The sequence below is a fragment of the Acidaminococcus sp. HCP3S3_H5 genome, from assembly GCF_052122235.1.
In the GTDB taxonomy this organism is placed as follows: Bacteria; Bacillota; Negativicutes; order Acidaminococcales; family Acidaminococcaceae; genus Acidaminococcus.
This window is the reverse complement of the sequence record NZ_JBQKCS010000006.1, coordinates 25,010-48,701: the sequence shown is the minus strand read 5'-3', so window position 1 is coordinate 48,701 and position 23,692 is coordinate 25,010. Positions and strand designations below refer to the sequence as shown.

18 protein-coding genes and 1 pseudogene are annotated in these 23,692 nt (G+C 58.8%); 2 read left to right on the top strand and 17 right to left on the bottom strand.

The window, feature by feature from the left end:
- Positions 1-86: 86 nt before the first annotated feature.
- Both ligA and pcrA read right to left on the bottom strand, forming a co-directional pair.
- Complete coding sequence (gene ligA / locus ACTQY5_RS08220; protein ID WP_441369063.1) at positions 87-2,114, bottom strand: NAD-dependent DNA ligase LigA; 2,028 nt, start codon at positions 2,112-2,114, stop codon at positions 87-89.
- A 13-nt stretch (positions 2,115-2,127) separates the two neighbouring features.
- On the bottom strand, positions 2,128-4,380 hold the full coding sequence (pcrA, locus tag ACTQY5_RS08215; protein WP_441369062.1) for a DNA helicase PcrA: 2,253 nt from the start codon (positions 4,378-4,380) through the stop codon (positions 2,128-2,130).
- Positions 4,381-4,489: 109 nt separating this feature from the next.
- Here pcrA and ACTQY5_RS08210 point away from each other — a divergent pair, with 109 nt between their 5' ends.
- Positions 4,490-5,875, top strand: a complete 1,386-nt coding sequence (locus ACTQY5_RS08210) for an NCS2 family permease (protein WP_022486671.1) — start codon at positions 4,490-4,492, stop codon at positions 5,873-5,875.
- Between the two features lie 247 nt (positions 5,876-6,122).
- On the opposite strand, the gene ACTQY5_RS08205 is transcribed toward ACTQY5_RS08210, so the two are convergent.
- The 5 genes and pseudogenes from ACTQY5_RS08205 to ACTQY5_RS08185 all read right to left on the bottom strand — a co-directional run.
- Positions 6,123-7,439 carry an L-cysteine desulfidase family protein gene (locus tag ACTQY5_RS08205; RefSeq protein ID WP_022486670.1) on the bottom strand — a complete coding sequence of 439 codons (1,317 nt, stop codon included), beginning with the start codon at positions 7,437-7,439 and terminating at the stop codon, positions 6,123-6,125.
- Positions 7,440-7,451: 12 nt separating this feature from the next.
- On the bottom strand, positions 7,452-7,946 hold the full coding sequence (locus ACTQY5_RS08200; protein WP_022486669.1) for a GNAT family N-acetyltransferase: 495 nt from the start codon (positions 7,944-7,946) through the stop codon (positions 7,452-7,454).
- Between the two features lies 1 nt (position 7,947).
- Positions 7,948-9,249 carry an L-cysteine desulfidase family protein gene (locus ACTQY5_RS08195; protein ID WP_441369061.1) on the bottom strand — a complete coding sequence of 434 codons (1,302 nt, stop codon included), beginning with the start codon at positions 9,247-9,249 and terminating at the stop codon, positions 7,948-7,950.
- A 96-nt stretch (positions 9,250-9,345) separates the two neighbouring features.
- Positions 9,346-9,597: a GCN5-related N-acetyltransferase gene (locus ACTQY5_RS08190; protein ID WP_022486667.1), complete on the bottom strand. Its 252-nt coding sequence runs from the start codon at positions 9,595-9,597 to the stop codon at positions 9,346-9,348.
- A gap of 51 nt (positions 9,598-9,648) precedes the next feature.
- Positions 9,649-9,870 (bottom strand): annotated as a pseudogene (locus ACTQY5_RS08185) (hypothetical protein); the annotation flags it as partial.
- Positions 9,871-9,885: 15 nt separating this feature from the next.
- Between ACTQY5_RS08185 and ACTQY5_RS08180 the strand changes: the two are divergent.
- Entirely contained in the window at positions 9,886-10,059 is a 174-nt protein-coding gene (locus ACTQY5_RS08180) for a hypothetical protein (RefSeq protein ID WP_441369100.1), read from the top strand.
- 246 nt (positions 10,060-10,305) lie between these two features.
- Here ACTQY5_RS08180 and ACTQY5_RS08175 read toward each other — a convergent pair whose 3' ends face one another.
- From ACTQY5_RS08175 to recJ, 10 genes are all read right to left on the bottom strand, one after another.
- On the bottom strand, positions 10,306-11,811 hold the full coding sequence (locus ACTQY5_RS08175) for a PhnE/PtxC family ABC transporter permease (protein ID WP_022486665.1): 1,506 nt from the start codon (positions 11,809-11,811) through the stop codon (positions 10,306-10,308).
- Entirely contained in the window at positions 11,808-12,560 is a 753-nt protein-coding gene (gene phnC / locus ACTQY5_RS08170) for a phosphonate ABC transporter ATP-binding protein (protein WP_441369060.1), read from the bottom strand. The genes ACTQY5_RS08175 and phnC overlap by 4 nt, the downstream gene beginning before the upstream one ends.
- The gene (locus ACTQY5_RS08165) at positions 12,557-13,585 is read right to left on the bottom strand and encodes a phosphate/phosphite/phosphonate ABC transporter substrate-binding protein (RefSeq protein WP_441369059.1); all 1,029 of its coding nucleotides are present in this window, start codon (positions 13,583-13,585) and stop codon (positions 12,557-12,559) included. Before ACTQY5_RS08165 ends, phnC begins: the two co-directional genes overlap by 4 nt.
- A gap of 226 nt (positions 13,586-13,811) precedes the next feature.
- Positions 13,812-15,608 (bottom strand): aspartate--tRNA ligase, encoded by a 1,797-nt coding sequence (aspS, locus tag ACTQY5_RS08160; protein WP_022486662.1) that lies wholly within the window; start codon positions 15,606-15,608, stop codon positions 13,812-13,814.
- Positions 15,609-15,629: 21 nt separating this feature from the next.
- Positions 15,630-16,883: a histidine--tRNA ligase gene (hisS, locus tag ACTQY5_RS08155; protein WP_022486661.1), complete on the bottom strand. Its 1,254-nt coding sequence runs from the start codon at positions 16,881-16,883 to the stop codon at positions 15,630-15,632.
- A 53-nt stretch (positions 16,884-16,936) separates the two neighbouring features.
- Entirely contained in the window at positions 16,937-18,001 is a 1,065-nt protein-coding gene (locus ACTQY5_RS08150; protein WP_022486660.1) for an AI-2E family transporter, read from the bottom strand.
- 12 nt (positions 18,002-18,013) lie between these two features.
- Entirely contained in the window at positions 18,014-18,637 is a 624-nt protein-coding gene (locus ACTQY5_RS08145; RefSeq protein WP_022486659.1) for an MBL fold metallo-hydrolase, read from the bottom strand.
- A gap of 16 nt (positions 18,638-18,653) precedes the next feature.
- Positions 18,654-19,103, bottom strand: coding sequence for a D-aminoacyl-tRNA deacylase (dtd, locus tag ACTQY5_RS08140; protein WP_022486658.1), 450 nt, complete (start codon positions 19,101-19,103; stop codon positions 18,654-18,656).
- A 7-nt stretch (positions 19,104-19,110) separates the two neighbouring features.
- Positions 19,111-21,333, bottom strand: a complete 2,223-nt coding sequence (locus ACTQY5_RS08135) for a RelA/SpoT family protein (RefSeq protein WP_022486657.1) — start codon at positions 21,331-21,333, stop codon at positions 19,111-19,113.
- A 4-nt stretch (positions 21,334-21,337) separates the two neighbouring features.
- Positions 21,338-23,686 carry a single-stranded-DNA-specific exonuclease RecJ gene (recJ, locus tag ACTQY5_RS08130; protein WP_441369058.1) on the bottom strand — a complete coding sequence of 783 codons (2,349 nt, stop codon included), beginning with the start codon at positions 23,684-23,686 and terminating at the stop codon, positions 21,338-21,340.
- Positions 23,687-23,692: the final 6 nt, after the last annotated feature.

Genomic DNA, 23,692 nt, shown 5'->3' with positions numbered 1-23,692 from the left:
ATGAGCAACAGCCCCCTTCTTGGGTCGCAGATCGCGAGTCGTGACCCGTGGCCCGCGACCGGGAGTGTGAATTTTTTCACGCCCCCTTATCTCCCCAACAGCCGCAAAAACTCTGCCTCGTCCAGGATGGTCACTCCCAGATTCTGTGCCTTGGTGTACTTGCTGCCCGGGTCAGCTCCGGCTACTACGTAATCAGTCTTTCTGCTGACACTGCTGGTGACCTTGGCCCCCACTTCCTGGGCCATGGTCTGGGCGGTGGCTCTGTCCAGGGTGGGCAGGGTACCGGTGAACACCATGGTCTTCCCATAGAAGGGATGGTTCTCATCCTGAGCCGGTCCGGAGGTCATTTCCATATTGAGCCCCAGTTCCTTCAGCCGTTCCACAAAGGCCTGGTTCATGGGATCAGCAAACCAGGTGACCACGCTTTCCGCAATCACCGGACCGATGTCCGGTGTCTGGGCCAGGTCTTCCTGGGTGGCTGCCATGAGCTTGTCCATGGTGCCGTATTTCTGGGCCAGGGTCCGGGCCACCTTGGCCCCTACGTGACGGATCCCCAGGGCAAAGAGCAGCTTGTCCAGGCTCTGGCTCTTGCTCCCTTCGATGGCGCTGATCAGGTTGTCCGCGCTTTTAGGGCCCATCCGGTCCAGCTGCTGGACCTGTTCCCGGGTCAGGAGATACAGATCTCCCGGATCCTTCACCAGCCCGGCTGCCGTCAGCTGGGCCAGCACACTGGGGCCGCAGCCGTCGATGTTCATGGCGTCCCGGCTGGTAAAATGGATCAGCCCTTCCCGTCCCAGGGCCGGACAGTGGGGATTGGTGCAGCGCCAGGCCGCTTCTCCCGCCTTCCGTTCCACCTTCCAGCCGCATTCCGGGCAGGTTTCCGGCATGTGGAACTCTTTTTCCTCCCCGGTCCGTTTTTCCGGCACCACCCGGAGCACTTCCGGAATGATTTCCGCGGCTTTGTTGATGATAACATGGTCCCCGATCCGGATATCCCGTTCTTTGATGAAATCTTCATTGTGGAGGGTGGCCCGGCTGATGGTGCTGCCGGACAGCCGCACCGGCTGAAGTACGGCAGTGGGGGTCAGCACCCCGGTGCGGCCCACCTGGATCACAATATCTTCCAGCACCGTTTCCGCCTGTTCCGGAGGGAACTTGTAGGCCATGGCCCAGCGGGGATCCTTGCCGGTGGCTCCCAACAGGTTCTGCTGCCATACGTCGTTTACCTTCACCACCACTCCGTCGGTGTCGTAGCCCAGGGAGGCCCGGCGTTCTCCGTGCTTTTTGATCAGTTCATTGGCTTCCTGGATGGTGTCCACCAGGGTCCGGCCTTCGGTGGTGGTGAACCCGTACTGCTGGAGCATGTCCATGGAGGCGTTGTGGGTGGGCAGGTTCCCGGCTCCCACTCCGATGCCATAGGCAAAAAAGGCCAGGGACCGTTTGGCGGTGACCCGGGGATCCAGCTGGCGCAGGGATCCGGCCGCCGCATTCCGGCAGTTGGCGAATTCCTGTTCCCCGGCTTCCTGCCGCTCCTCGTTCAGCTTCACAAAGGCCTGCCGGGGCATGTACACTTCTCCCCGCACATCCAAAAGCTCCGGGATCTCCATGCCGGGAATGGGCTTCAGCACTTTGGGAATGTTGGCAATGGTCCGGACGTTTTCCGTAACGTTTTCCCCCACCACTCCGTCACCCCGGGTGGCCGCCCGGACGAACCGGCCATTTTCATAAATGATGCTGCAGGCCAGGCCGTCGATCTTGGGTTCCACCACATACTGGACTTTGGCATCCTTCGGCAGCCCTTCATGGACCCGCCGGTCGAACTCTTCCATCTCTTCCGGGGAAAAGGCATTGGCCAGACTCAAAAGCGGGGTCATGTGCCGGACTTCCGTAAATCCTGGCTTGGCATAGCCTCCCACATGCTGGCTGGGAGAATCCGGGGTCACAAGCTCCGGATTCTCTGCTTCCAGGGCTTTCAGTTCCCGCATCATGGCATCGTATTCCGCATCGGTGATCAGGGGATTGTCCTGGACATAATACAGATAGGAATTCTTTTTCATCACGGCCCGCAGCTCGTTGATCCGGGCTGCCGCCGCCTCTTTGGTCATTTCACTCATGGCACTCTGCTCCTCAGATTTTCTGCAGGATCTTGTATTTGGTGGCCAGCTGTTTGATGCCGCTGCCCGGGAAGGCCACAGTCACCAGCTGACCCTCGCTGCCGTCAGGACGGGCTTCGATGATGGTCCCCACCCCGAACTTCTTGTGCCGGCATTTGTCCCCGGCCCGGAATTCCGGCACCGGACCCCCTTCCGGCACGAAATGGCTCCGGGGAGATGGGGTATCCAGGATGCTGCCTCCCCGGTTCCGGGCAATGTTCCGGAGGCTGGCATGGGTGCCGGCGCTGCCCTGATGGCCCCGCTGACCCCCGTAGCTTCCGTAGGTGCTCCGGCGCACCGCCACGTTTTCGATCAGGTTCCGGGGAATCTCCTGGAGGAACCGGGAAGGGGGATACATGACCACATGGCCGTACACCATCCGGCTCCAGCAGCTGGTGAGATACAGCCGCTTCTTGGCCCGGGTGATTCCCACATAGCACAGCCGCCGTTCTTCTTCCAGTTTGTCCTCGTCTTCCAGACTCCGCTGGCTGGGGAACAGGCCGTCTTCCATGCCTCCGATGAATACCACCGGGAACTCCAGCCCCTTGGCGGAATGGAGGGTCATGAGGGTGACGGAATCCTGGGTCAGCTTGGCGTCGTCGATGTCCGCCACCAGGGCCACATGGTTCAGGAAGTCTTCCAGGGTCTTGTTGTTCTCTTCCCCGGGATCCTTGGCAAATTCGTCGGCGATCCGGAGGAATTCGTTCAGATTGTCCAGCCGGCTCTTGGACTGGTCGGACCCTTCCAGCCGAAGAGCTTCCAGATACCCGGATTTTTCCAGCACCTGGGTCATCAGGTCCTTCACCGGCAGGGTATCCTTCACCCGGGCCAGTTCCTGGATCATGTCACTGAAGGCCTGGATTTTCCCAAAGGCCCGGCCCAGCACCTCTTTGGCCTGGACGGTCTGGAGCACTTCCGGCAGGGTCATGCCGCTTTCTTCCAACAAGCTCCGGACCTTGGCCACGGTAGCCGCCCCGATGCCCCGCTTGGGTTCGTTGATGATCCGCTCCAGCCCCTGGATGTCCCGTTCGTTGGCCAGGAACCGGAGATAGCTCAGGGTATCCTTCACTTCTTTCCGGTCGTAGAACTTCAGGCTCCCTACCATTACATAGGGGATCCCGTTGTTGATCAGGTTTTCTTCAAACATCCGGCTCTGGGCGTTGGTCCGGTACAGGATGGCCATATCCCCCAGTTTGGTGCCGTCATTCTGGAGCTTCCGGATCTGGCCCACCACGAATTCCGCCTCTTCCCGGTCGTCCCGGGCCTGGTAGTAGGCAATGGGCTGGCCGTTGCCATTTTCCGTCCACAGGTTCTTGGGCCGGCGGGCGGCGTTGTGCTTGATCACTTCATTGGCCGCATCCAGGATCACCTGGGTGGACCGGTAATTCTGTTCCAGCTTGAAGATCCGGGCCTGGGGGTAGTCCTTCTCGAAATCCAGGATGTTGCTGATGTCCGCACCCCGCCAGCCGTAGATGCTCTGGTCAATATCCCCCACCGCGCACAGGTTGTTTTCCGGAGCGCTGAGCAGTTTGGCCAGCAGGTACTGGACATGGTTGGTGTCCTGGTACTCGTCGATGAGCACGTAATGGAACTTGTTCTGGTATTTTTCCCGGACTTCCGGCACGGTCTGGAGCAGCTTCACCGTCAACAGCAGCAGATCGTCGAAATCCACCGCATTGCTCTGGACCAGATGCTTCTGGTATTCAGCGTAGATCTCCGCCACCTTCTTGGCATGGTAGTCCTCCGCCTGCCGGGCAAAAGCCGCCGCATCCACCTGGGCATTCTTGGCATTGGAAATGGTGGCCAGGAGCCCCGGAAGGGGATAGAACTTCTCGTCCAGGTTCAGCTTTTTCAGAGCTTCCTTCAGCACGTTTTTGCAGTCGGAAGGATCATAGATGGAAAAAGACGTGGTGTACCCGGGAAGAGCATTGATGTCCCGCCGGAGCAGCTGGTTGCAGAACCCGTGAAAGGTGTACAGCCACACGTCCTTGGCGGAAGGGCCCACCAGGGCATCCACCCGCTGGCGCATTTCCTTGGCCGCCTTGTTGGTGAAGGTGATGGCCAGGATGTTCCAGGGCTTCACCCCTTTTTCCAGGAGGTAGGCAATTTTGGTGGTCAGGGCTTTGGTCTTGCCGCTGCCGGCCCCGGCCAAAATTAAAATAGGCCCGGCAATCTGACGGACTGCCTCAGCCTGCTGTTCGTTCAAAGAAGCTAAAAGGTCTCTCATTTTTTCCTCGATTCTATGTTTTGTTCCCTAATATTCTAACAGATTCGGTCTTTTTTTGCTATAATAGAAGAATCCTTCAAATGAACCTGTTTTAGAAAGGAAGTCTACTATGGAACAATTCTGCGAAAAGGTTTTCCACCTGAAGGAAAACCACACCACCATGCGGACGGAGATCATTGCCGGGATCACCACCTTCATGACCATGGCCTACATCCTGATCGTGAATCCCTCCATCCTGAGCGCCACCGGCATGGACAAAGGGGCCCTGCTGACGGTCACCGCCATTGCCTCCGCCCTGGGCACCTTCTTTATGGCGGCCTTCGCCAACTATCCCTTCGCCTTGGGACCCGGCATGGGGCTTAACGCCTACTTTGCCTACACCGTCTGCCTCCAGATGGGGAACACTTGGGAAATGGCCCTGTCCGCCGTACTGGTGGAAGGGATCATCTTTGTAATCCTGTCCCTCACCTCCATCCGGGAAGCCATCTTCAACGCCATCCCCATGACCCTGAAGCAGGCCATTTCCGTGGGGATTGGCCTGTTCATCGCCTTCATCGGTCTGCTGAATTCCCGGATCATCGTAGCCAACCCGGCCACCAAGGTGTCCCTGTATTCCTTTACCAAGGCCATGGCCGACGGCACCTTCCACAGTGTGGGGATCACCGTGCTGATCGCCATGGTGGGGATCCTGCTCACTTCTTTCCTGATCATCAAGAACGTCCGGGGGAACATCCTGTTCGGCATCCTGGGCACCTGGATTTTGGGGATGATCTGCGAAGCCACCGGGCTCTACGTGCCCAATCCGGAACTGGGGACCTTCAGCGTATTCCCTGATCTGTCCCGGGGCCTGGCGTCCTTTGCCCCCATCAGCCCCACGCCCCTGTTCCTGCAGCTGGACTTCTCCCATGTGCTGAGCCTGAACTTCTTCGCCGTCATCTTCGCCTTCCTGTTCGTGGATACTTTTGACACCCTGGGGACCCTGATCGGGGTGGCTGCCAAAAGCGACATGCTGGACGAAAAGGGTCAGCTGCCCCACATCAAAGGAGCCCTTATGGCTGACGCCTGCGCCACCTGCACCGGGGCGCTCCTGGGCACCAGCACTGTAACCACCTTCGTGGAAAGTGCCGCCGGGGTTTCTGAAGGAGGCCGCACCGGACTCACGTCCATTACTGTAGCCATCCTGTTCCTGTTGTCCCTGTTCTTCAGCCCCTTCTTCATGGCCATCCCCTCCTTCGCCACCGCTCCGGCTCTGGTGATTGTGGGGTTCCTGATGTTCTCTTCCGTGACCAAGATCAACATGACCGATCTGACGGAAGCCATCCCCGCCTACATTGCCATCATCGCCATGCCCTTCGCCTACAGCATTTCCGAAGGGATCTCCTTCGGGGTCATCACCTACGTGATCCTGAACCTGTTCGCAGGACACAAGGACAAGATCAGCGGCCTGATGTACGTGCTGGCAGTGCTGTTTGTCTTGAAGTATGTGTTGTTGTAAGGATTAAAAAAAGACCGCTCCGGCGGTCTTTTTTTGTCAGCGGTCAACGGCCGAAGGATGCCAGATGCCCACGCATCTGCCTTTGAACGTGAAACCCGGCGGGTTCCCTCCTGCCGCTAGAGACTAGTGACCAGTGACTGTCAGCTCATGACCATCTGCCCCCGGCAGATGGTCTCCTTTTGCGTGAGACAGAAAAGCGGCCCTGCCCCTTTTCACCCCCGCCCCCTTACACCCTGTGATGCAACTTTTACTCTTTCTCCTCCGGCTGGGGAGCCAGCATGATCTTGATGATCTCCTTATCGGTTTCCCGCATGCCTTCCCGGCCCAGCTGGCTTACGTTGCGGATGGTGGCTTCCACGCCGTTGTTCACGATGCCGTCCCCGCTCTTGAACTCGTTGCCGCTCTTGTACATGGAATAGCCCAGGAGCCCGGCTTCCACGCTGGACGCGATCTTGGCGGCGCAGGAAGCCTTGGCCCCGTCGCAGATGATCCCGGACACGATAGCCAGGGAGTTCACCAGGGTGTGGGAAATGGCTTCGTACCCTTCTCCGTGGAGATAGGCGATGCCGCAGCCGGCGGCGCACCCGGCGCTGACGGCCCCGCAGTAAGCGGACAGCCGGCCGATGCCGGTCTTTTCATGGATGGCAATCAGGTTGGACAGTACCAGGGCCCGGTACAGTTTTTCCTTGGAAACATTCAGTTCCTTGGCATATTCGATTACGGGCACGGATACGGTGATCCCCTGGTTGCCGCTGCCGGAATTGATTACAACCGGCAGTTCACAGCCGTTCATCCGGGCATCGGACCCGGCAGCCGCCTTGGCCACTGCCCGGTTCTTGATGTCGCTGCCGTAGGTCTTCAGCAGCACGGAACCGATGTTGGCCCCGTAGTTCCCCAGCAGCCCTTCTTCAGAAATGGCGGTGTTGCACTGGATCTGGGGATCCAGCATGGGCTTCACGTCTTCGATGTCACAGGTATTGGCGAAATCCAGGATGTCTTTGATGTTCAGCAGGTTCTTGTCCGCCAGGCCCACTTCCCTGGTTTCGTCCTGGCAGCCGGCGCCTCCGTCCTTTTTGGCTTCGTACAGGTTCTTTTCATCCTTCTGGATCAGGACGATGTTGGTGTGGTACTGGGCGATCCGCACCAGGGAAGAATGGTCTCCCTTATGGAGTTTGACAATGATGTCGAAGATCAGGCCATTGTCCACCGCATCCACCTGGATGGGCACGTTCTTCAGGAAGTCCTTCATTGCTTTCTTCTGTTCCGGAGTCACTTCCGCAATGACTTCCAGCTGCTTTTCAGATTTGCCGCCCACGATCCCGGCAGCGGCTGCTGCCTGGATGCCTTTCAGTCCGTCAGTGTTGGGCACCACCACGCTCTTTACGTTCTTGATGATGTTGCCGCTGACGCCGATTTCCACCTTGTCCGGCATTTCACCCAGGATTTCCCGGGCTTTGGCCGCCGCATAGGCGATGGCGATGGGTTCGGTACAGCCCATGGCCGGCACCAGTTCTTCCTTCAAAATCTGTACATAGGTCTGATATCTGTTATCCGTCTTTTCCATGTTAGTCTCCCCTTATTTCTTCCGATTGAAAGTCAGCCGCATCTGGTGCCACACCACATCTCCGTGGGTGGAATCAGAAATTCCTTCATCCACAAAACCGAATTTGGCATAATAGTGGACCAACCGGTCCTTGCAGGTGAGTACCACTCCCTGCCGGCCCTCCGCCTGGGCCGCATCAATGAATTTTTCCAGCACCTTTCCGGCCAGGCCCTGTTTCCGGCGGTGGGGATCCGTGTCCACCCCGAAGATCATCTGCCAGGCCCCGTCTTCCTGGTGCATATCCGCTTTTTCATACATTTCGTCGGTGAGATCCGGGTGATCCGTCACCAGTCCGTTCACAAAGGAAACCAGCTGATCCCCGTCCCACAGAAGGAAAAAGTGATTGGGATAGGCCTTCACCCGGTCCGCGATGGATTTCCGGGTAGCCGCTTCTGCCTGAGGGAAGCAGGCAGCTTCCAGGCTGGCGATGGCGTCCACATCCTGGGGTTTTGCACAGCGAATTTCCATATCAGTCTTCCTCCTTTTTCCCGCTTTTGTTTTTGTCCTGGAGAATATCCACAATGGTCTTTTCCGTTCCCGTCATGCCGGGGGAAGCGATCCGTCCCATGTTCTGCATGTTTTCTTCCGGAGTGGCTCCGTTGATTCCGTGAGCATCGAAGATATAGGCGTCATCCATGGCCAGGGCTGCCGAAGCGAAGGCCATTTCCACTGCCGTCATGCCTTTCATGACGCAGCCCTGGTTGCCTCCGTCGCAGATCATGCCGGTAATGGAACTGGCCATGTTGTTGAGGGCTCTTGTCATGGCCTCTGTATCCCCGCCCTTCAGGAACACCAGGGCGCAGGCGGCACCGGTCCCGGCGGCAATGGCGCAGCCGCAGAAGGCGGACAGCTTGCCGGAGTATTCCTTGATGTACATGCAGATCAGATAGCTCAAGGCCGTGGCCCGGAGCAGCTGTTCCTCACTGCATTTTTTCACTTTGTAAAAAGCGTAGAGAGGCAGGGTGGCGATGATCCCGTGGGCCCCGGAACCGGTGATGCTCATGGCAGGCTTGTCCAGGCCGATGACCCGGGCTTCGATGGCTCCGTTGCAGATAAGGGCCGCGGTCTTCACCACATCTTCAGAGAACACCTTCCCCCCGTTCATGGCCAGGAGCACCCGGGCAAAAGTGGTCCGGGGGCTGTCCAGCCCTTCCTGGAACAGAGCCATGTTCATGGTGAAGGCTTCCCGGATAAAGGCAATCTCTTCCAGAGGCACGGTCCGGGCGTAGTCCGCCAGCTGGGCCAGGGTGTACCGGTGGATTACCGGCACCTGTTCTTCTCCTTCAGCTTCCGTGATTCCGGCGGTTTTATCCAGCAGCGTCCGGCCGTCTTCCGTTACCTTCACTATGTTGGTGTGGGCGTCCCGGATCAGGCAGGAGGCACTGTGGCTCCCGGCAGCCACCCGGGCTTCGATGGAGATCCGGTTGGTGATTTCGCTCATATGGACGGCGATCTTCCCTGCCTTCACCATGGCTTCCGCTGCCTTCACATCTTCATCCGTGATCCCGTCCAGGCACAAAAGCCCTTTGTCCGGGTCTGCCGCCAGGGCTCCCAGGGCCGCCGCATAGGCGTTCCCCACATGGCTGGTGCCGGGGATGCCGCAGGTAAAGGCGTTTTTGTAGATGCCGCTGTTCAGGAACAGCTCCACCTTCTCCGGTTTTTCCGGCAGATGGCGGCAGGCAGTGGAAACCGCCAGGGCAATGGCTCCAGGTTCCGTCACCCCCAGGGCCGGTTTCATATCCTCACGGATCAGTTGGGTCAAAGCATGCATGGTTGTGATCTCCTTCGTTTTATTGGTAAGGACCCGCCCAAAAGGCGGGTCCTCTCCTTGGGCCGCTGACAGTTGGCAGCTGACCGTTGACAGTCTTTATTTCAGTACTTCCTTCAGATCCAGGGTCTTGCTGCCGTCTGCTTTTACGAAGCAGGGGATCCCCAGACGTTCGGTGCCCCGGATTTCAGCGTACAGCGGATCGCAGTCCCGGAGGGCCAGGTACTGTTTCAGGTCAGCATGGCTGGCCAGGATATCCACAAAGTCGATTTCCGCGCCGGCAGCGGCCAGCTGGTTCAGGGCATAGAGGGTGTCGGGGCAGCAGTGGCTGCCGATTACTTTGATCTGCATAAGTCATCTCTCCTTATGTTGTACACTGTTTCACAGGTATTATACCAGATTTTATTTGTTCACGCAGTCGCATCCACCGATTTGGGCGACAATGGCTGCTTTTTCCGGATCGGTCTTCCGGTCGGATTTTTTGTCCATCCATCCCTTGCCTTCCACCATCCGGCTGATCATCATGGAAGCCACGGTATCCCCGGAAGAGTTCAGGCAGGTGGCCATGGGGTCAACCAGATAACCGATGGTCACGATGATGGGGAATGCTTCCCGGGGGAAGCCAATTTCGACATCCGGATGTACATGGACATCCTGGACGAGGAGAACATCCAGATCTGCCAGCACACCTACACTGGCCGGATCACCCATTACGGAGCCCTGACCAATATGGTGTTCCAGAACTACAATGTGCGGCTGGAGCAGTACATGATCTCCGTCCCCTCCCCCTACATCGACGGGGAACAGAAATAGGCCCTGGCCTTCGGCATCTCCTCCCATCCCCTGATGCCCACCTCCGCCAAGCTGCTCCTGAGCAAAAAAAGGCTGGAAAAAACTAAGGAGCTGGCCCAGAAACTGACCATCTCCAAGGAAGATATCCGATTGTTGAAGCTGTATAATTTGTTTGTGGTACTGTAATGAAAAGGGCCGCCGGATTTTCCGGCGGCCCTTTTGTCAGCTGACCGTTGACAGGGCTGTTGCGCAGGCAACAGCCCCGTTTCATCTCCTCCCCCTCTCGCTCCCCCATTCCACCGCCAGCACCAGGACAGCCAGGCCCCATAAAAAGGCTCCGGCTTCCTGCCATTTGTACTGCTGGAGGGCCAGGATGAGAGGAGTGCCGATGCCTCCGGCGCCTACCAGGCCCAGGATGGAAGCTTCCCGGAGATTCACATCCAGCCGGTAGAGCAGAGCCGTGGCTGTACTTTTTTTCAGCTGGGGCAGGATGGTCCACCGAAAGGCGGCGGCCCACCCGGTACCCATGGCCCGGCAGGCGTCAAAGGGCTGTCTGTCCCCGCTGTCCAGCCCGATCTGGAACCGTTTGGCCAGGAGACCGATGCTGCACACCCACAGGGTCAGGGTACCGGCAAAGGGGCCGGGCCCGGTAACCCGGAGCCACATGAGCCCATAGACGAAAACCGGTACCGTCCGGATGCCCAGGAGCACCAATCGGGGCAACAGAGCCCCTTGCACCGGCAGGAACCGGAAACTGGAGAAAAAGGCCAGGAAACCGGCGGCCATGCCTCCCCCCAGGGTTCCCAGGAAGGCCATGGCAAACGTCTCGCCCAGCAGCCAAGGCACTCCATCTTTTTCCAGGGAAAACAGCAGGGAAAGATCTGGCGTCAGAAGTCCCCGGATCATGGCCCGGGCTGCTCCCAGGCCTCCCCTGCCTGCCGGTTCCAGAGTTCCCAGGGATCCCAGGAAAAGCACTATTCCCAGTACCACCATCCCCTTTTTCATCCAGGATTGGAGCCGCCACTGGCCGTTCAGCACCTTCCCCAGGGCTTCGCTGAGACTTTCTGAAGCCAGCACAGCGCCGTAAAGCAGTACCAGGATGGACCCTACCCGGCTGTAGGCCCGCCAGGCCAGCTGCTGGTTCATCAGCAGCCCGATGCCCCCGGCTCCCACATATCCCAGGATGGCCGCCTGGCGCACATTGGCTTCCCACAGATACAGGGCATTGTTCAGATACCCGGGGAGCAGCCGGGGCAGAATGGCCCGGCAGAAGGCCTTTCCCCGGCCGCAGCCGGATGCTTCCAGGGCCCGGGCGGTTTTCCAGTCCAGATTCTCCATATCTTCATACCCCAGCCGGGTCATTACCCCGAAGGTACTGAAGGTGAGAGCCAAGGTACCGGCCAGAGTCCCCAGCCCCACCAAGAAGGTGCACAGAAGAGCCAGGATCAGGGCCGGCACCGTCCGCAGCAGCTGGATAAAGCAAAGGAAGGACACCCGGATCCAGGGATGGGGATCGGTCCGCCGGCTGCCCAGGACGGCTCCCAGAAGGCCCAGCAGACTGCCCAGGAAGGAGCCCGCCAGAGACATGCGCACGGTGCCAAGAAGAGGGCCTGCCGCTTCCTGGAAAAATCCCCTATCCGGGGGCACCATGGCCCGGGCGATGTCAAAGAACCGGCTGCCCCGCTCTTCCAGCAGTTCCAGGTCGAAACCTGTCTCGGCCAGGGAGACGGCCGTCATCCCCAGCACCAGGATCCAGACCGTTCTTTTTTTCATGACTCCCTCCTGTACAGCTGCCTGAGTCTGTCTTCCGTCCAGGCCTCCGGCGGCCCCTGGAACAAGATCCGTCCCTGACGGAGCCCCATCACCTGTTGGGAGAAAGCCATGGCCTGTTTCACATTGTGGCTGTTCATGACCACCGTAAGCCCCCGGATCTCCTGGAGCTTCCGGAGAAGTTCCAGAATGGCCTGGCCCGTTCCCGGGTCCAGGGACGCCACCGGTTCATCCGCCAGGATCACCGAGGCTTCCTGGACCAGAGTCCGGGCAATGGCCACCCGCTGTTTCTGACCCCCGCTGAGACTTCCGGCCAGGGTATCCTCCCTGTCTCCCAGTCCCACCATTTCCAAGGCTTGCCGGGCTTTGGACACTTCCTCTTCCGGGAACTTCCCCCACAGGGCACGCCACAGGCTGATCCGTCCCAGAGCCCCGCAGAGCACATTTTCCAGACAGGTGCTTTCTTCCACCAGACAGAAATCCTGGAAGATCATCCCCACCTGCTGCTGGACCTGCCGGCGGTGCTTCCCTTTCAGCGTATCGAACCGTCTGCCTTCTACCCACACTTCTCCGGACAGGAGCCGGACCATGCCGTTGAACAGTCGGAGCAGGGTGGTCTTCCCGGCGCCACTGGGGCCGATCAGAGATACAAAAGAACCCCGGGGCACGGAAAGGGACACCCCCTGAAGAATGGGATGCCCCTTTTCATAGGCCTGGATAATATTTTTCAGTTCCAGTGCGGTCGGGTTCATTGGAGTTCCTTCCGGATTTTCCGTTCCCCGTCATAGTCGGAAGCCTGGGCCCAGTCATACCCTTTGTGGCCGATGGTCTTCAGCACCTTCAGTCCTTCTTCCGTTTTCCCGATTTCGATCAGGGCTTCTCCCAGAGCCTTCCGGAAAGCCGGGTCCTGCATTACCTTGCTGGTTTTGCTTACGCTCACCGTGTCGTTGAAAATCTTCCCGGTGACCCCGATGATCCCTGTCTGGTCCCAGATGGATCCGGTGCCCCCCAGTTTGGCCTGCCAGTCTTTTTCCATCTTGGCCCGGATATGGGAATAAGCCACCATTACATCCACCTGGCCGGAAGCCAGACGGGCTGTGGAAGTAGTGTAGGAATCGGACTGGACCACATGGGACAGGTCCTTCAGGGTCTTCCCGTAATTTTCCTTCAGCCACAGGGAAGGATACAGGTAGCCGGAAGCAGATGCCGGACTCATCACCGCCCAGTTCAGGCTGTCCAGTTCCTCCCAGGTGGGCTTTTCTCCCTGCTTCACCCTGGCCAGCAGGGCCTGTCCCTTGGGGCTGGGGCCCACCACCACAGCAGACCGGTAGTACTTCACCAGATTTTTGGTGAATTTGTCCGGCTGGCCGTTGTTCCATACGGACAGATCCGTGGTATCCTTGTCGATGCCTTCCCGGAGGGCTGTCAGCAGCACATCCACATCCTGGTCACAGAGTACGTAGGTGGCCCCGGAAATGAAGCCCACATCGGCGCTGCCGGCACTAAGGGCTTCTCCCACTGCATTGTAGGAGGTTCCCACGTTCAGGGTGATTTTTTTCACGTCATAGCCCTTTTCCTTCAGTTTGGCCTGGAGCATCTTCCCCAAAGGCTCGGTTTTGGTCCGCAGGGTATCCGCATCCTGATAAGGTGAAATGGCGATTTTCAGTTCCGGAATGGTCCTGCTACCGACCTCCTGTTTCTTTTCCGTGCTGCCGCAGCCGCCCAGGACCATGGCCCCGGCCAGCAGCACCCCCAGCATCTTCATCCAGTTCTTCACAGTACTTCCTCCTTTTCTACACAAAAAAACCGGCTGCCGCTTTCTTGGCGACAGCCGGTTTTTTGTACGGTTCCCAGGATGCGGCAGAGAGACTCCTCCCTCCGGCGGTCGGTACTTGGGTACCCTCTCAGCCCGGTCCACGGGCTCCCTCGCATCCCGGTCCCTGTTGCGTCCTTCCGCAAGGCAGGATCAGGGCGCTCCCCCTCATCCCACATGCAGACCGGATTTATTTCTTTTCTTCTTTTTCCTTCTTCACAACCGTGCTCCGGATATGGAGTTCCCGCAGCTGCTTTTCGTCCACCACGTTGGGCGCCTGGCACATCAGGTCGATGGCACTCTGGGATTTGGGGAAAGCAATTACGTCACGGATGGAAGGCCGTTTGGCCATGAGCATCACCAGACGGTCCAGGCCGAAGGCCAGACCCCCATGGGGAGGTGCTCCGAATTCAAAGGCTTTCAGCAGGAAGCCGAATTTTTCCTGAGCCTGTTCGTCGGTCAGGCCGATGGCTTCGAAGACCTTCTTCTGGATGTCTTCCCGATGGATACGTTCGGAACCACCGCCGATTTCCACCCCGTTCAGCACCATGTCATAGGCCTTGGCATATACATGGCCGGGATCGGTGAGCAGCTTATCCACATCTTCATCGCAGGGAGCGGTGAAAGGATGGTGCATGGCCACATACCGGTGTTCTTCTTCGCTGTATTCGAACATGGGGAACTTCACCACCCAGGTGAAGCACAGTTTGTCCTTGTCGATGAGACCCAGACGCTTGCCCATTTCCAGACGCAGGGCGCCCAGAGCGGCAGCCACCACCTGGGGTTTCCGGTCGGCCACGAACAGCAGCACGTCGCCTTTTTCCGCCTTGCCGGCTTCCAGGATCCGGTGCATTTCTTCGTCGGAGAAGAATTTGGCGATAGGAGATTTGATGGAACCGTCATCGTTGACGATGATCCAGGCCAGCCCTTTGGCCCCGTAGATTCCTACGAATTCCACCAGCCCGTCCAGTTCTCTCCGGGGAATCTTGTTGTAGCCCTTTACGTTGATGGCTTTCACCAGGCCGCCCTTTTCGATGATGTCCTTGAACACCTTGAACTGGGTCCCCTGGAGGGCTTCATTCATGTTCACCAGCTCCATGCCGAACCGCAGGTCCGGTTTGTCGCTGCCGTATTTGTCCATGGCTTCGTCCCAGGTCATCCGGGCCATGGGCACGGGAACGTCCACGCCCAGGGTTTCTTTGAACACATAGGCGATGAGTTTTTCCGTGAGGGCCATGATGTCATCCTGGTCCACAAAGGACATTTCCATATCCAGCTGGGTGAATTCCGGCTGACGGTCGGCCCGCAGGTCTTCATCCCGGAAGCACCGGGCAATCTGGAAGTACCGTTCCATCCCCGCAATCATCAGCAGCTGTTTGAACAGCTGGGGAGACTGAGGCAGCGCATAGAACTTGCCGGGGTTCACACGGCTGGGCACCAGGTAGTCCCGGGCCCCTTCCGGGGTGCTCCGGATCAGATCCGGGGTTTCGATTTCCAGGAAGTCCTGCTTGTCCAGGAAGTCCCGGACAGCCTTGGTCACCCGGTGACGGAGGATCAGGTTCTGCTGCATTTCCGGACGCCGCAGATCCAGATACCGGTAGCGGAGACGGACGTTTTCATCCACATCGATGCCATCCTGGATATAGAAGGGCGGAGTCTTGGAAGGATTCAGCACGTTCAGATCCTTCACCACCACTTCCACATCCCCGGTGGGCAGGTGGGGGTTCACGGTTTCAGCGCTCCGTTCCCGCACCAGGCCCCGGACCTGCAGCACATATTCGCTGCGGACCCCTTCCGCCTTGTGGAAATCCTTTTCGTCATGGGCCGGGTCGATGACCACCTGCACCAGACCGTGACGGTCACGGAGATCGATGAAGATGATGCCGCCGTGGTCACGCCGTTTGCTTACCCAGCCGCACAAGGTAACTGTCTTGCCGGCATCTGCTTTTCTCAAGTCACCGCAATGATGACTGCGTTCCATACTCATTCTTGTTAACACCTCTGGTTTTTATTTGTTGAAATAGGCTTCCAAAGCCCCGAAGCAGACTTCTTCCTGGCTGCTGTCCGCCATGTTCCGGACGGTGACAGCCCCTCTGGACCGTTCTTCTTCCCCGAAGATCAGGGCGAAACGGGCCTGTTCCCGGTTGGCCTGTTTCATCTGGGCCTTCATGCTCCGTTCCACCAGGTTCATGTCGCAGACAAGTCCCTTGTTCCGGAGATTGGTGACCACCCGGAAGGCATCGGCCACGCCCCCTTCGTCAGGAATGACGGCAAAGATGTCGATGGCTTCCTTGCCGGTGGGCAGCAGGTTCTGTTTTTCCATGGCCAGGAGGATCCGTTCCAGGCCGATGGCAAAGCCCACACCGGGAGTGCTGGGCCCGCCCAGTTCTTCCACCAGGCCGTCATACCGTCCGCCGCCGCCCACAGCGCTCTGGGCGCCCAGGGGGGAATACTGGATTTCGAAAGCGGTCTTGGTATAGTAGTCCAGCCCCCGTACCAGGTTGCTGTCCACTTCATATTCCACGCCGGCTTCATCCAGCAGCTTCTTCACGGTTTCGAAGTGAGCCCGGCAGTCGTCGCACAGATGGTCGGTGATTTTGGGGGCACCGGCCATGAAGGGTTTGTCCGCATCCACCTTGCAGTCCAGGATCCGCAGCGGGCTCCGGTCGAACCGGCTCTGGCAGTCTTCGCACAGTTCACCCAGATGAGGACGGAAATAGTCCTGGAGCAGCTTCCGGTGCTGAGGACGGCAGTTGGGGCAGCCTACGGAGTTGATCTTCAGTTTCAGGTCCTTCAGGCCGAAACGCTTCAGCACCGTCAGGGCCAGGAGGATCACTTCTGCATCCACCACGGGAGATTCCGCCCCCAGGGCTTCCACCCCGAACTGGTGGAACTGTCTCATACGGCCGGCCTGAGGACGGTCATACCGGAACATGGGTCCGATATAGAACACCTTCAGCGGCATGGGTTCCGCATACAGTTTGTTTTCCACAAAGGACCGAACCACGGAAGCGGTGTTTTCCGGGCGCAGGGTCAGGCTGCGGCCGCTCCGGTCCGTAAAGGTGTACATTTCCTTGTCCACTACGTCCGTGCCGTCCCCGATTCCTCTCTGGAAGAGTTCGGTGTGTTCAAAAATCGGGGTTCTGATTTCCTGATAGTTGAATTCCCGGCATACTTCACGAATGATTTGTTCTGCATAGCGCCAGCCATTGATGGTGCCCGGCAGAATGTCTTTGGTACCACGCGGTGCCCCTGTTAACATAAAAATCCCCTCCGTCCTCACGACTTGTTTGAACTTATTAATTTTAACACAGTTTATTGGTTTTTATCAACCTGGCCTTTTTCTCCCGCATGCCAAAAATACCCGTACAGCACCTTGATGATGGCCAGCACCGGCACGGCAAAGATCAGACCGGCCACTCCGCCGATCTGGCCCCCCACCATCACCGCCAGGATGATCAGCACCGGGTGCAGGGTGATGCTGTGGCCCATAAGATTGGGCATGATCACCTGGGCATCCACCTGGTAGTACACCAGGTACAGGATCAGCACCTTAAGGGCCAGGGACGGCTTCTGGAGCAGGGCGATGAACACCGCTGACAGGGTCCCCACCACCGATCCCACCAGGGGGATCAGTTCGCTGATCATGGCCAGGAACCCCAGCACCAGGGTGTACTGGACGCCCAGGAGGGAAGTCCCTGCTGTCAGGCAGACGGCGGCAATGAAGCACAGCTTGAACATGTTGTCCACATAGGCACAGAGCATCCTTCCCATGTCCGTCAGCACCCGGTCCGCCAGGTCCTGCTTTTCGTAAGCGAACAGGCCCACCACCATCTTCTTCAGGGTCCGCCAGTCCTTCAGGAAATAGAAACTGAGGAAGGGGACCAGGGCCATGCTCACCAGGCTTTTGGCCGCCTGGACTGTGGAGGCCAGCATGTCCTTCAAAAGCCCCATAATGTAGCTGCTCAGGCTGCTGGCCGCCTGCTGGAGCATGTCCCGGGTATTGGGGGGCAGCTTCTGGGCTTCACTGCCCAGAAACAGGCTGATGCTTTCGTTGGCCCGGGCGGCCAGTCCCGGCATGGCTTTCAGCAGGGTGTTCACCTGGGTCACCAGGGGAACGATCAGCACATTGGCCGCTGCATACAGGAACAGCCCGAACAGCAGAAAGGCAATGAGCACTGCCAGGGTATTGGGAAAAGGATGGCCCTTCACCTGGATCCTTTCCAGCCGGTCCACAATGGGATACAGCAGGAAGCTCATGCCGATGGCCAGGAACACCGGCAGGAACCAGTGTCCCAGGAGATAGAAAGCCCCAAAGCCCAAAAGGCCGAAAACCAGCTTCACCACCAGGCCCCGGGGCCGCTGCTGATACTCCGTCATAGGCTCACGACCTTACTGGAGGAACGGGTTCCGGCGCTTTTCCCAGCCCACTGTGGTGGCAGGGCCGTGGCCCGGCAGCAGTTTATAGTCGTCGGGCAGCACCAGGAGCTTGGTCTTGATGGAATCCAGGATGGCGTCATAGGAGCCTCCGGGCAGATCCGTCCGGCCGATGCTTTCCAGGAATACCGTGTCCCCGCAGAATACCACCCCGTCCCCGATGATGCACACCCCGCCGGCGGTATGACCCGGGGTGGCGGCAATGGTGAAGTCCATGCCGGCTACCGTGAGTTTTTCCCCGTCGGTGAAGAATTCATCGGGGGGATCGAATTTTTTGTCCCGGTTGGTGGAATAGGACAGGCTGCTGTTCCACACCCGGAGCATGGGAGCGTCTTCCCGGCTCATGTATACTTTGGCGCCGGTGGCGTCCTTCACTTCGTCCAGGGCGGACACATGGTCCCCATGGCCGTGGGTGATGAAAATGGCCGGTACCTTTTCAATGCCGGCTTTCTGCACCGCATCCATGATCCGGTTGGCTTCGTCCCCGGGATCCACGATGATTCCCTGGTTGTTTTCCTCATTTTTGATGATGTAACAGTTTTCCTGGATCGGCCCTACGACCACCCGATAGATTTTCATGTTGCTCTGTTTCCTCCTAAAAAGTCTTTCCGCTGTCCAAAAGGATGGTTACCGGCCCGTCGTTTACCAGGGCCACTTCCATATGGGCCTGGAACTGCCCGGTGGCCACCGGGATCCCTTTGGCCCGGAGGCTGTCCGCCAGCTGCTCATACAGCCGGTTGGCCACATCCGGGACCGCCGCCTGGGTAAAGGACGGCCGCTTCCCGTGGCGCACATCCCCATACAGGGTGAACTGGGACACCAGCAGGATGCTGCCGCCCACCTGGGCCACGGACCGGTTCATCTTTTCCTCTTCATCCTCGAAGATCCGGAGCCCGGCCAGTTTTTCCGCCAGGTAGGCTCCATCCTTTTCCGTATCCTCCCGGGACACCCCCAGGAGCACCAGGAGACCAGGGCCGATGGCCCCTACGGTCTTTCCTTCCACGGTGACGGAGGCTTCCGTCACCCGCTGTACCACTGCCCGCATGGTTCCCTCACATTCCGGACACTTTCCGGTCCACTTTGTATACGCCCTTGATCCGCCGCAGCCGTCCGATGATGTAGTTCAGCTGTTCCACGCTGCTGATGTCCAGCCCCATGTCGATGTAGGCGGTTTTGTTGGGATTGGTATGGGCATTGATGGAATTGATGTTCACTTTGGTTTCGCTGGCCACGGTCATGATGTTGGCCATGACCCCGGGCTGATCCACCGCCGTAAGCCGGAGCACCACCTTGTAGGCTACGTCCGTATCCACATTCCAGGACACTTCGATCATCCGGTTGGGATCTTCCGTATTGGCCAGCACATTGGGGCAGTCCGCCCGGTGGACGGAAACCCCGTGGCCCCGGGTGATGTATCCCACGATCGGGTCCCCGGGAATGGGGTTGCAGCATTTGGCCAGCTTCACCATAATGTCGTCTTCCCCTTTCACCAGGATCCCGTGGCTGCCCTTGTGGGTCTTTACGGTCTTGGGTTTCAGCTCGCTGAGGAGCTGGGACAGGTTCTTGGTGGTGTTCTGGCGCTGGGTCTTCTTGTACAGATCCACCAGCTTCACCATGACTCCGTTGACCATCAGGCCCCCATAGCCCAGGGCTGCCAGCAGGTTCTCCACGCTGCCGTCCATATGGCACCGGGAGGCCACTTCCTTCAGGTTGTCGGAAGTGAGCATGGTATTCACATCATAGCCCAGCCGCCGACATTCCCGTTCCAGCATTTCCCGGCCGTTGACGATGTTTTCTTCCCGCCGTTCCTTCTTGAAGAACTGTTTGATTTTGTTCTTGGTCTGGCTGGATCCCACAATGTTGATCCAGTCCCGGCTGGGTCCCGGAGACTGTTTGGAGGTGATGATCTCCACAATGTCCCCGTTCTTCAGGTGGTAGTCCAACGGCACAATTTTCCCGTTGACCTTGGCTCCCACACAGCTGTTGCCCACCCCGGTATGGACCCGGTAGGCGAAGTCGATAGGCACGGAGCCCTCCGGCAGGTCCAGCACATCCCCCTGGGGGGTGAACACGAACACTTCGTCGGAGAACACGTCCATCTTCACAGTATTCACGAATTCATGGGGATCCCGCATGTCCTTGTGCCATTCCAGCAGCTGGCGCAGCCAGGCCATCTTGGCATCCACGCTTTTGTCCGAAGCGCTGGGCATTTTGGAGCCCCCGCTTTCTTTGTACCGCCAGTGAGCCGCCACCCCGTATTCGGATACCTTGTGCATTTCAAAGGTCCGGATCTGGATTTCCAGAGGCTGTCCGCTGGAAGCCACCACGGTAGTATGGAGGGACTGGTACCCGTTGGATTTGGGTACGGCGATGTAGTCCTTGAACCGGCCGGGAATGGGTTTCCACTTCCCGTGGACGATCCCCAGCACCCCGTAGCAGTCCTTCACCGTATCCACCAGCACCCGGACTGCCAGCAGGTCATAGATTTCATTAATGGTCTTGTGGTCCCGCTGCATCTTTTTGTAGATGCTGTAGAAGCTTTTGGGCCGGCCCTGGATCTGACAGTTGATGCCGGATTCCTCGCACAGCTTCCGGAGTTCGTCCATGGCCTCCTGGACCATGGCTTCCCGTTCGTGGCGCTTCACCTTCACCTGTTCCACCAGTTCATAGTAATGCTGGGGTTCCATGTACCGGAAGGCCAGATCCTCCAGTTCCCATTTGATGGCGTAGATCCCCAGCCGGTGAGCCAGAGGGGCGTAGATTTCCAGGGTTTCCGAAGAGATCCGTTTCTGCTTGTTCACGGGCATGTATTTCATGGTCCGCATGTTGTGCAGCCGGTCCGCCAGCTTGATCAGCACCACCCGGATATCCTTGGCCATGGCCAGGAACATTTTCCGGTAGTTCTCCACCTGCTGTTCTTCCCGGGAGATGTATTCGATTTTCCCCAGTTTGGTGACCCCGTCCACCAGCATGGCCACTTCCCGGCCGAAAATGTCTTCCAGCTGGTCCAGGGTCACTTCCGTATCTTCCACCACATCATGGAGGAAGGCCGCCGCCAGGGTCACATCGTCCATCTGGAGCTGGGCCAGGATGGAGGCCACTCCCAGAGGATGGATGATATAGGGTTCCCCGGAAGCCCGTTTCTGCTTGGCATGGGCTTCCGCCGCAAAATTGTAGGCTTCCCGGACAAATTCCACCTGCCGGGGGGTCAGATATTTGCTGATCCGGGCGTAGAACTCCTCCGCACTGATCGGCTTGTCATCGAGCTGTTCCATGGTTTCACCTTCCTGCTGCCCAAAGAGCGGCGATTTCCGCCGGCTGCAGCCTCCAGCTGCGGTTCAGGGCCTGGAAACAGGCGTCATATTCCGCCTGCAGGGCCTGGAACCCTTTGGATTCCTGCATATTCTTGTGTCCCGTATCTCCCAGGGAAACCAGTCCCGCTTCCCGGGTGAACAGGTGCAATTCGTAAAAAATGTCCAGTACAGCCTGGCTGATCCGGCAGCCGTTGGGTGCCGTCAATTGGAGCAGCTGGGCTTCCTGGCAGGCGCCCTGCTCCCGCAGCCGGTTCCGGATGGTTCCGTAGCACACCCGCAGACCGGCCACATCAGGATACTGCCGGCGCAGGGCGTCCCGCCGGGCCAGGAGATCTTCCCGGCCGTACAGAAGATAGAGCCGCCCGGGCTGGTCCCCTTTCAGAGGGAATTTTCCCGGCTGGAGGACTTTTTCCGCGCCCCCGTCCCAGAACACCACCGTGGCAGTACCCTCCGGCAATGGTGCCCCGTAGGACAGGATACAGGCTTCCGGATATTTTTCCTTCAGGGCTACACTATCCTCTACATATACTACCGTCTTTTTATCTTTTTGTAAAATACTATTTACCTCTGTCTCCTTGTTCCGGTTCTCATGGCGCCAGTCGATGATGGTATAGGGGGCTTCCACCGCCGCCACTTCCAGATCCACCGCCGTCACCCCCCGGAAGGTGTTCAGCCGGGGAGAAAAGGCCAGTGCCGCCGTTTCTCCGGGATAGAAGGAATGGAACCGGGGCCCTTCCTGCCACAGGAGGCCCTTGTACCGGAATCCCCCCTGGGCGATCTGGAACTTCAGATGGTTCTGGTCCCGGCCCAGGAGAGAGACCTCTTCGATTTTCGCTTTGGCAAAACCCAGTACAGGAGCCGGGTTCCCCACCCCGAAGGGTTCCAGTTTTCCCAGCTGTTCCACCGCTTCCGGGGTGATTTCCCGGCCTTCCGGCACGAACCAGTCCGGTTCCGCTGCCGGTTCATAGGGTTTGTGGTCCAGCATCTCCGCCACCACCTGGGAAAAAGCGTCCCGGAAGGCAGGGATCTCCGCCGTCTTTATGGTGAGCCCGGCCGCCTGGGCATGGCCTCCGAACTGGACCAGATGGTCCCGGCACCGGTCCAGGGCCTGGTACAGGTCCAGGGGCGGGATGCTCCGGCAGGATCCTTTGGCCGTATCCCCGTCAATGGACAGGAGAACCGAAGGCAGATGGTATTTTTCCGTCATCCGGGAGGCCACAATGCCGATGACCCCGGGATGCCAGCCTTCTTCTCCCAGCACCAGGCTCCATTCCGGACTGCCCTGGGCTGCCAGCTGGTGTTCCGCTTCCTCAAAGATCTTCTGGCTGAGAGCCTGGCGTTCCTGGTTGGCGGAATTCAGTTCCTCCGCCAGCTCCCGGGCGGTTTCCGGTTCCTGGGCCGTAAGCAGCTTCACCGCGGTCATGGCGTCATCCAGCCGACCGGCAGCGTTGATCCGGGGCCCCAGGCCGAAACCGATGGTGCCGCTGTTGATGGCAGCCCCGGGGGCCACGGTCACATGGATCAGGGCCTGGAGTCCCAGGAGCGGACTGTGGGGCATTTTGGCCAGTCCTTTCCGGACGATTTCCCGGTTCTCATCCCGAAGGGGCACCATGTCCGCCACAGTGCCCAGGGCCACCAGTTCGATCAAATCATCCCAGAACAGATCCGGATTTCCCGTCAGCTTCTGTTCCAGGGCCTGGCACAGTTTGAAGGCCACCCCCACCCCGGCAATGCCTTTGAAGGGATACCCATCCCCGGGCTGGTTGGGATTCACCACCGCCAGGGCCCGGGGCAGTTCCCGGGGAGCCAGATGGTGGTCAGTGATGATGATGTCCAGGTCTTTGGGAGCCTGGGCCACCACCTGGGCGCCGCTGATTCCCGTATCTACCGTGATCAGCAGTTTCGTCCCCCGGCCGGCGATCTTTTCCAGGGCCGGAACATTGAGGCCATATCCTTCCCGGTCCCGCCGGGGCACGTACACATCCACCTGGGCTCCGTGGCGGCGGAGAAACAAATACAGCAGGGAACTGGCCGATGTACCATCCACGTCGTAATCCCCGTAGATAGTCATGGGTTCGCCCTGCTGCAGTGCTCTGAGGATCCGTTCCACAGCCCGGTCCATATTCTTCAGCCGGAAGGGATCATAATAGGGCTGTTCTTTCCCTTCCAGGAATTCCTTCACCTGGGCCGGATCCGTCAGGTTCCGGCGGACCAGGATCCCGGCCAGAAGGGGCGAAAGGCCCAGTTCCCGGCACAGGGCCTGGACCTGGGGCTCCCGGTCTTCCGTATGCTTTCTGATTTTCGTATAGATCATATTCCT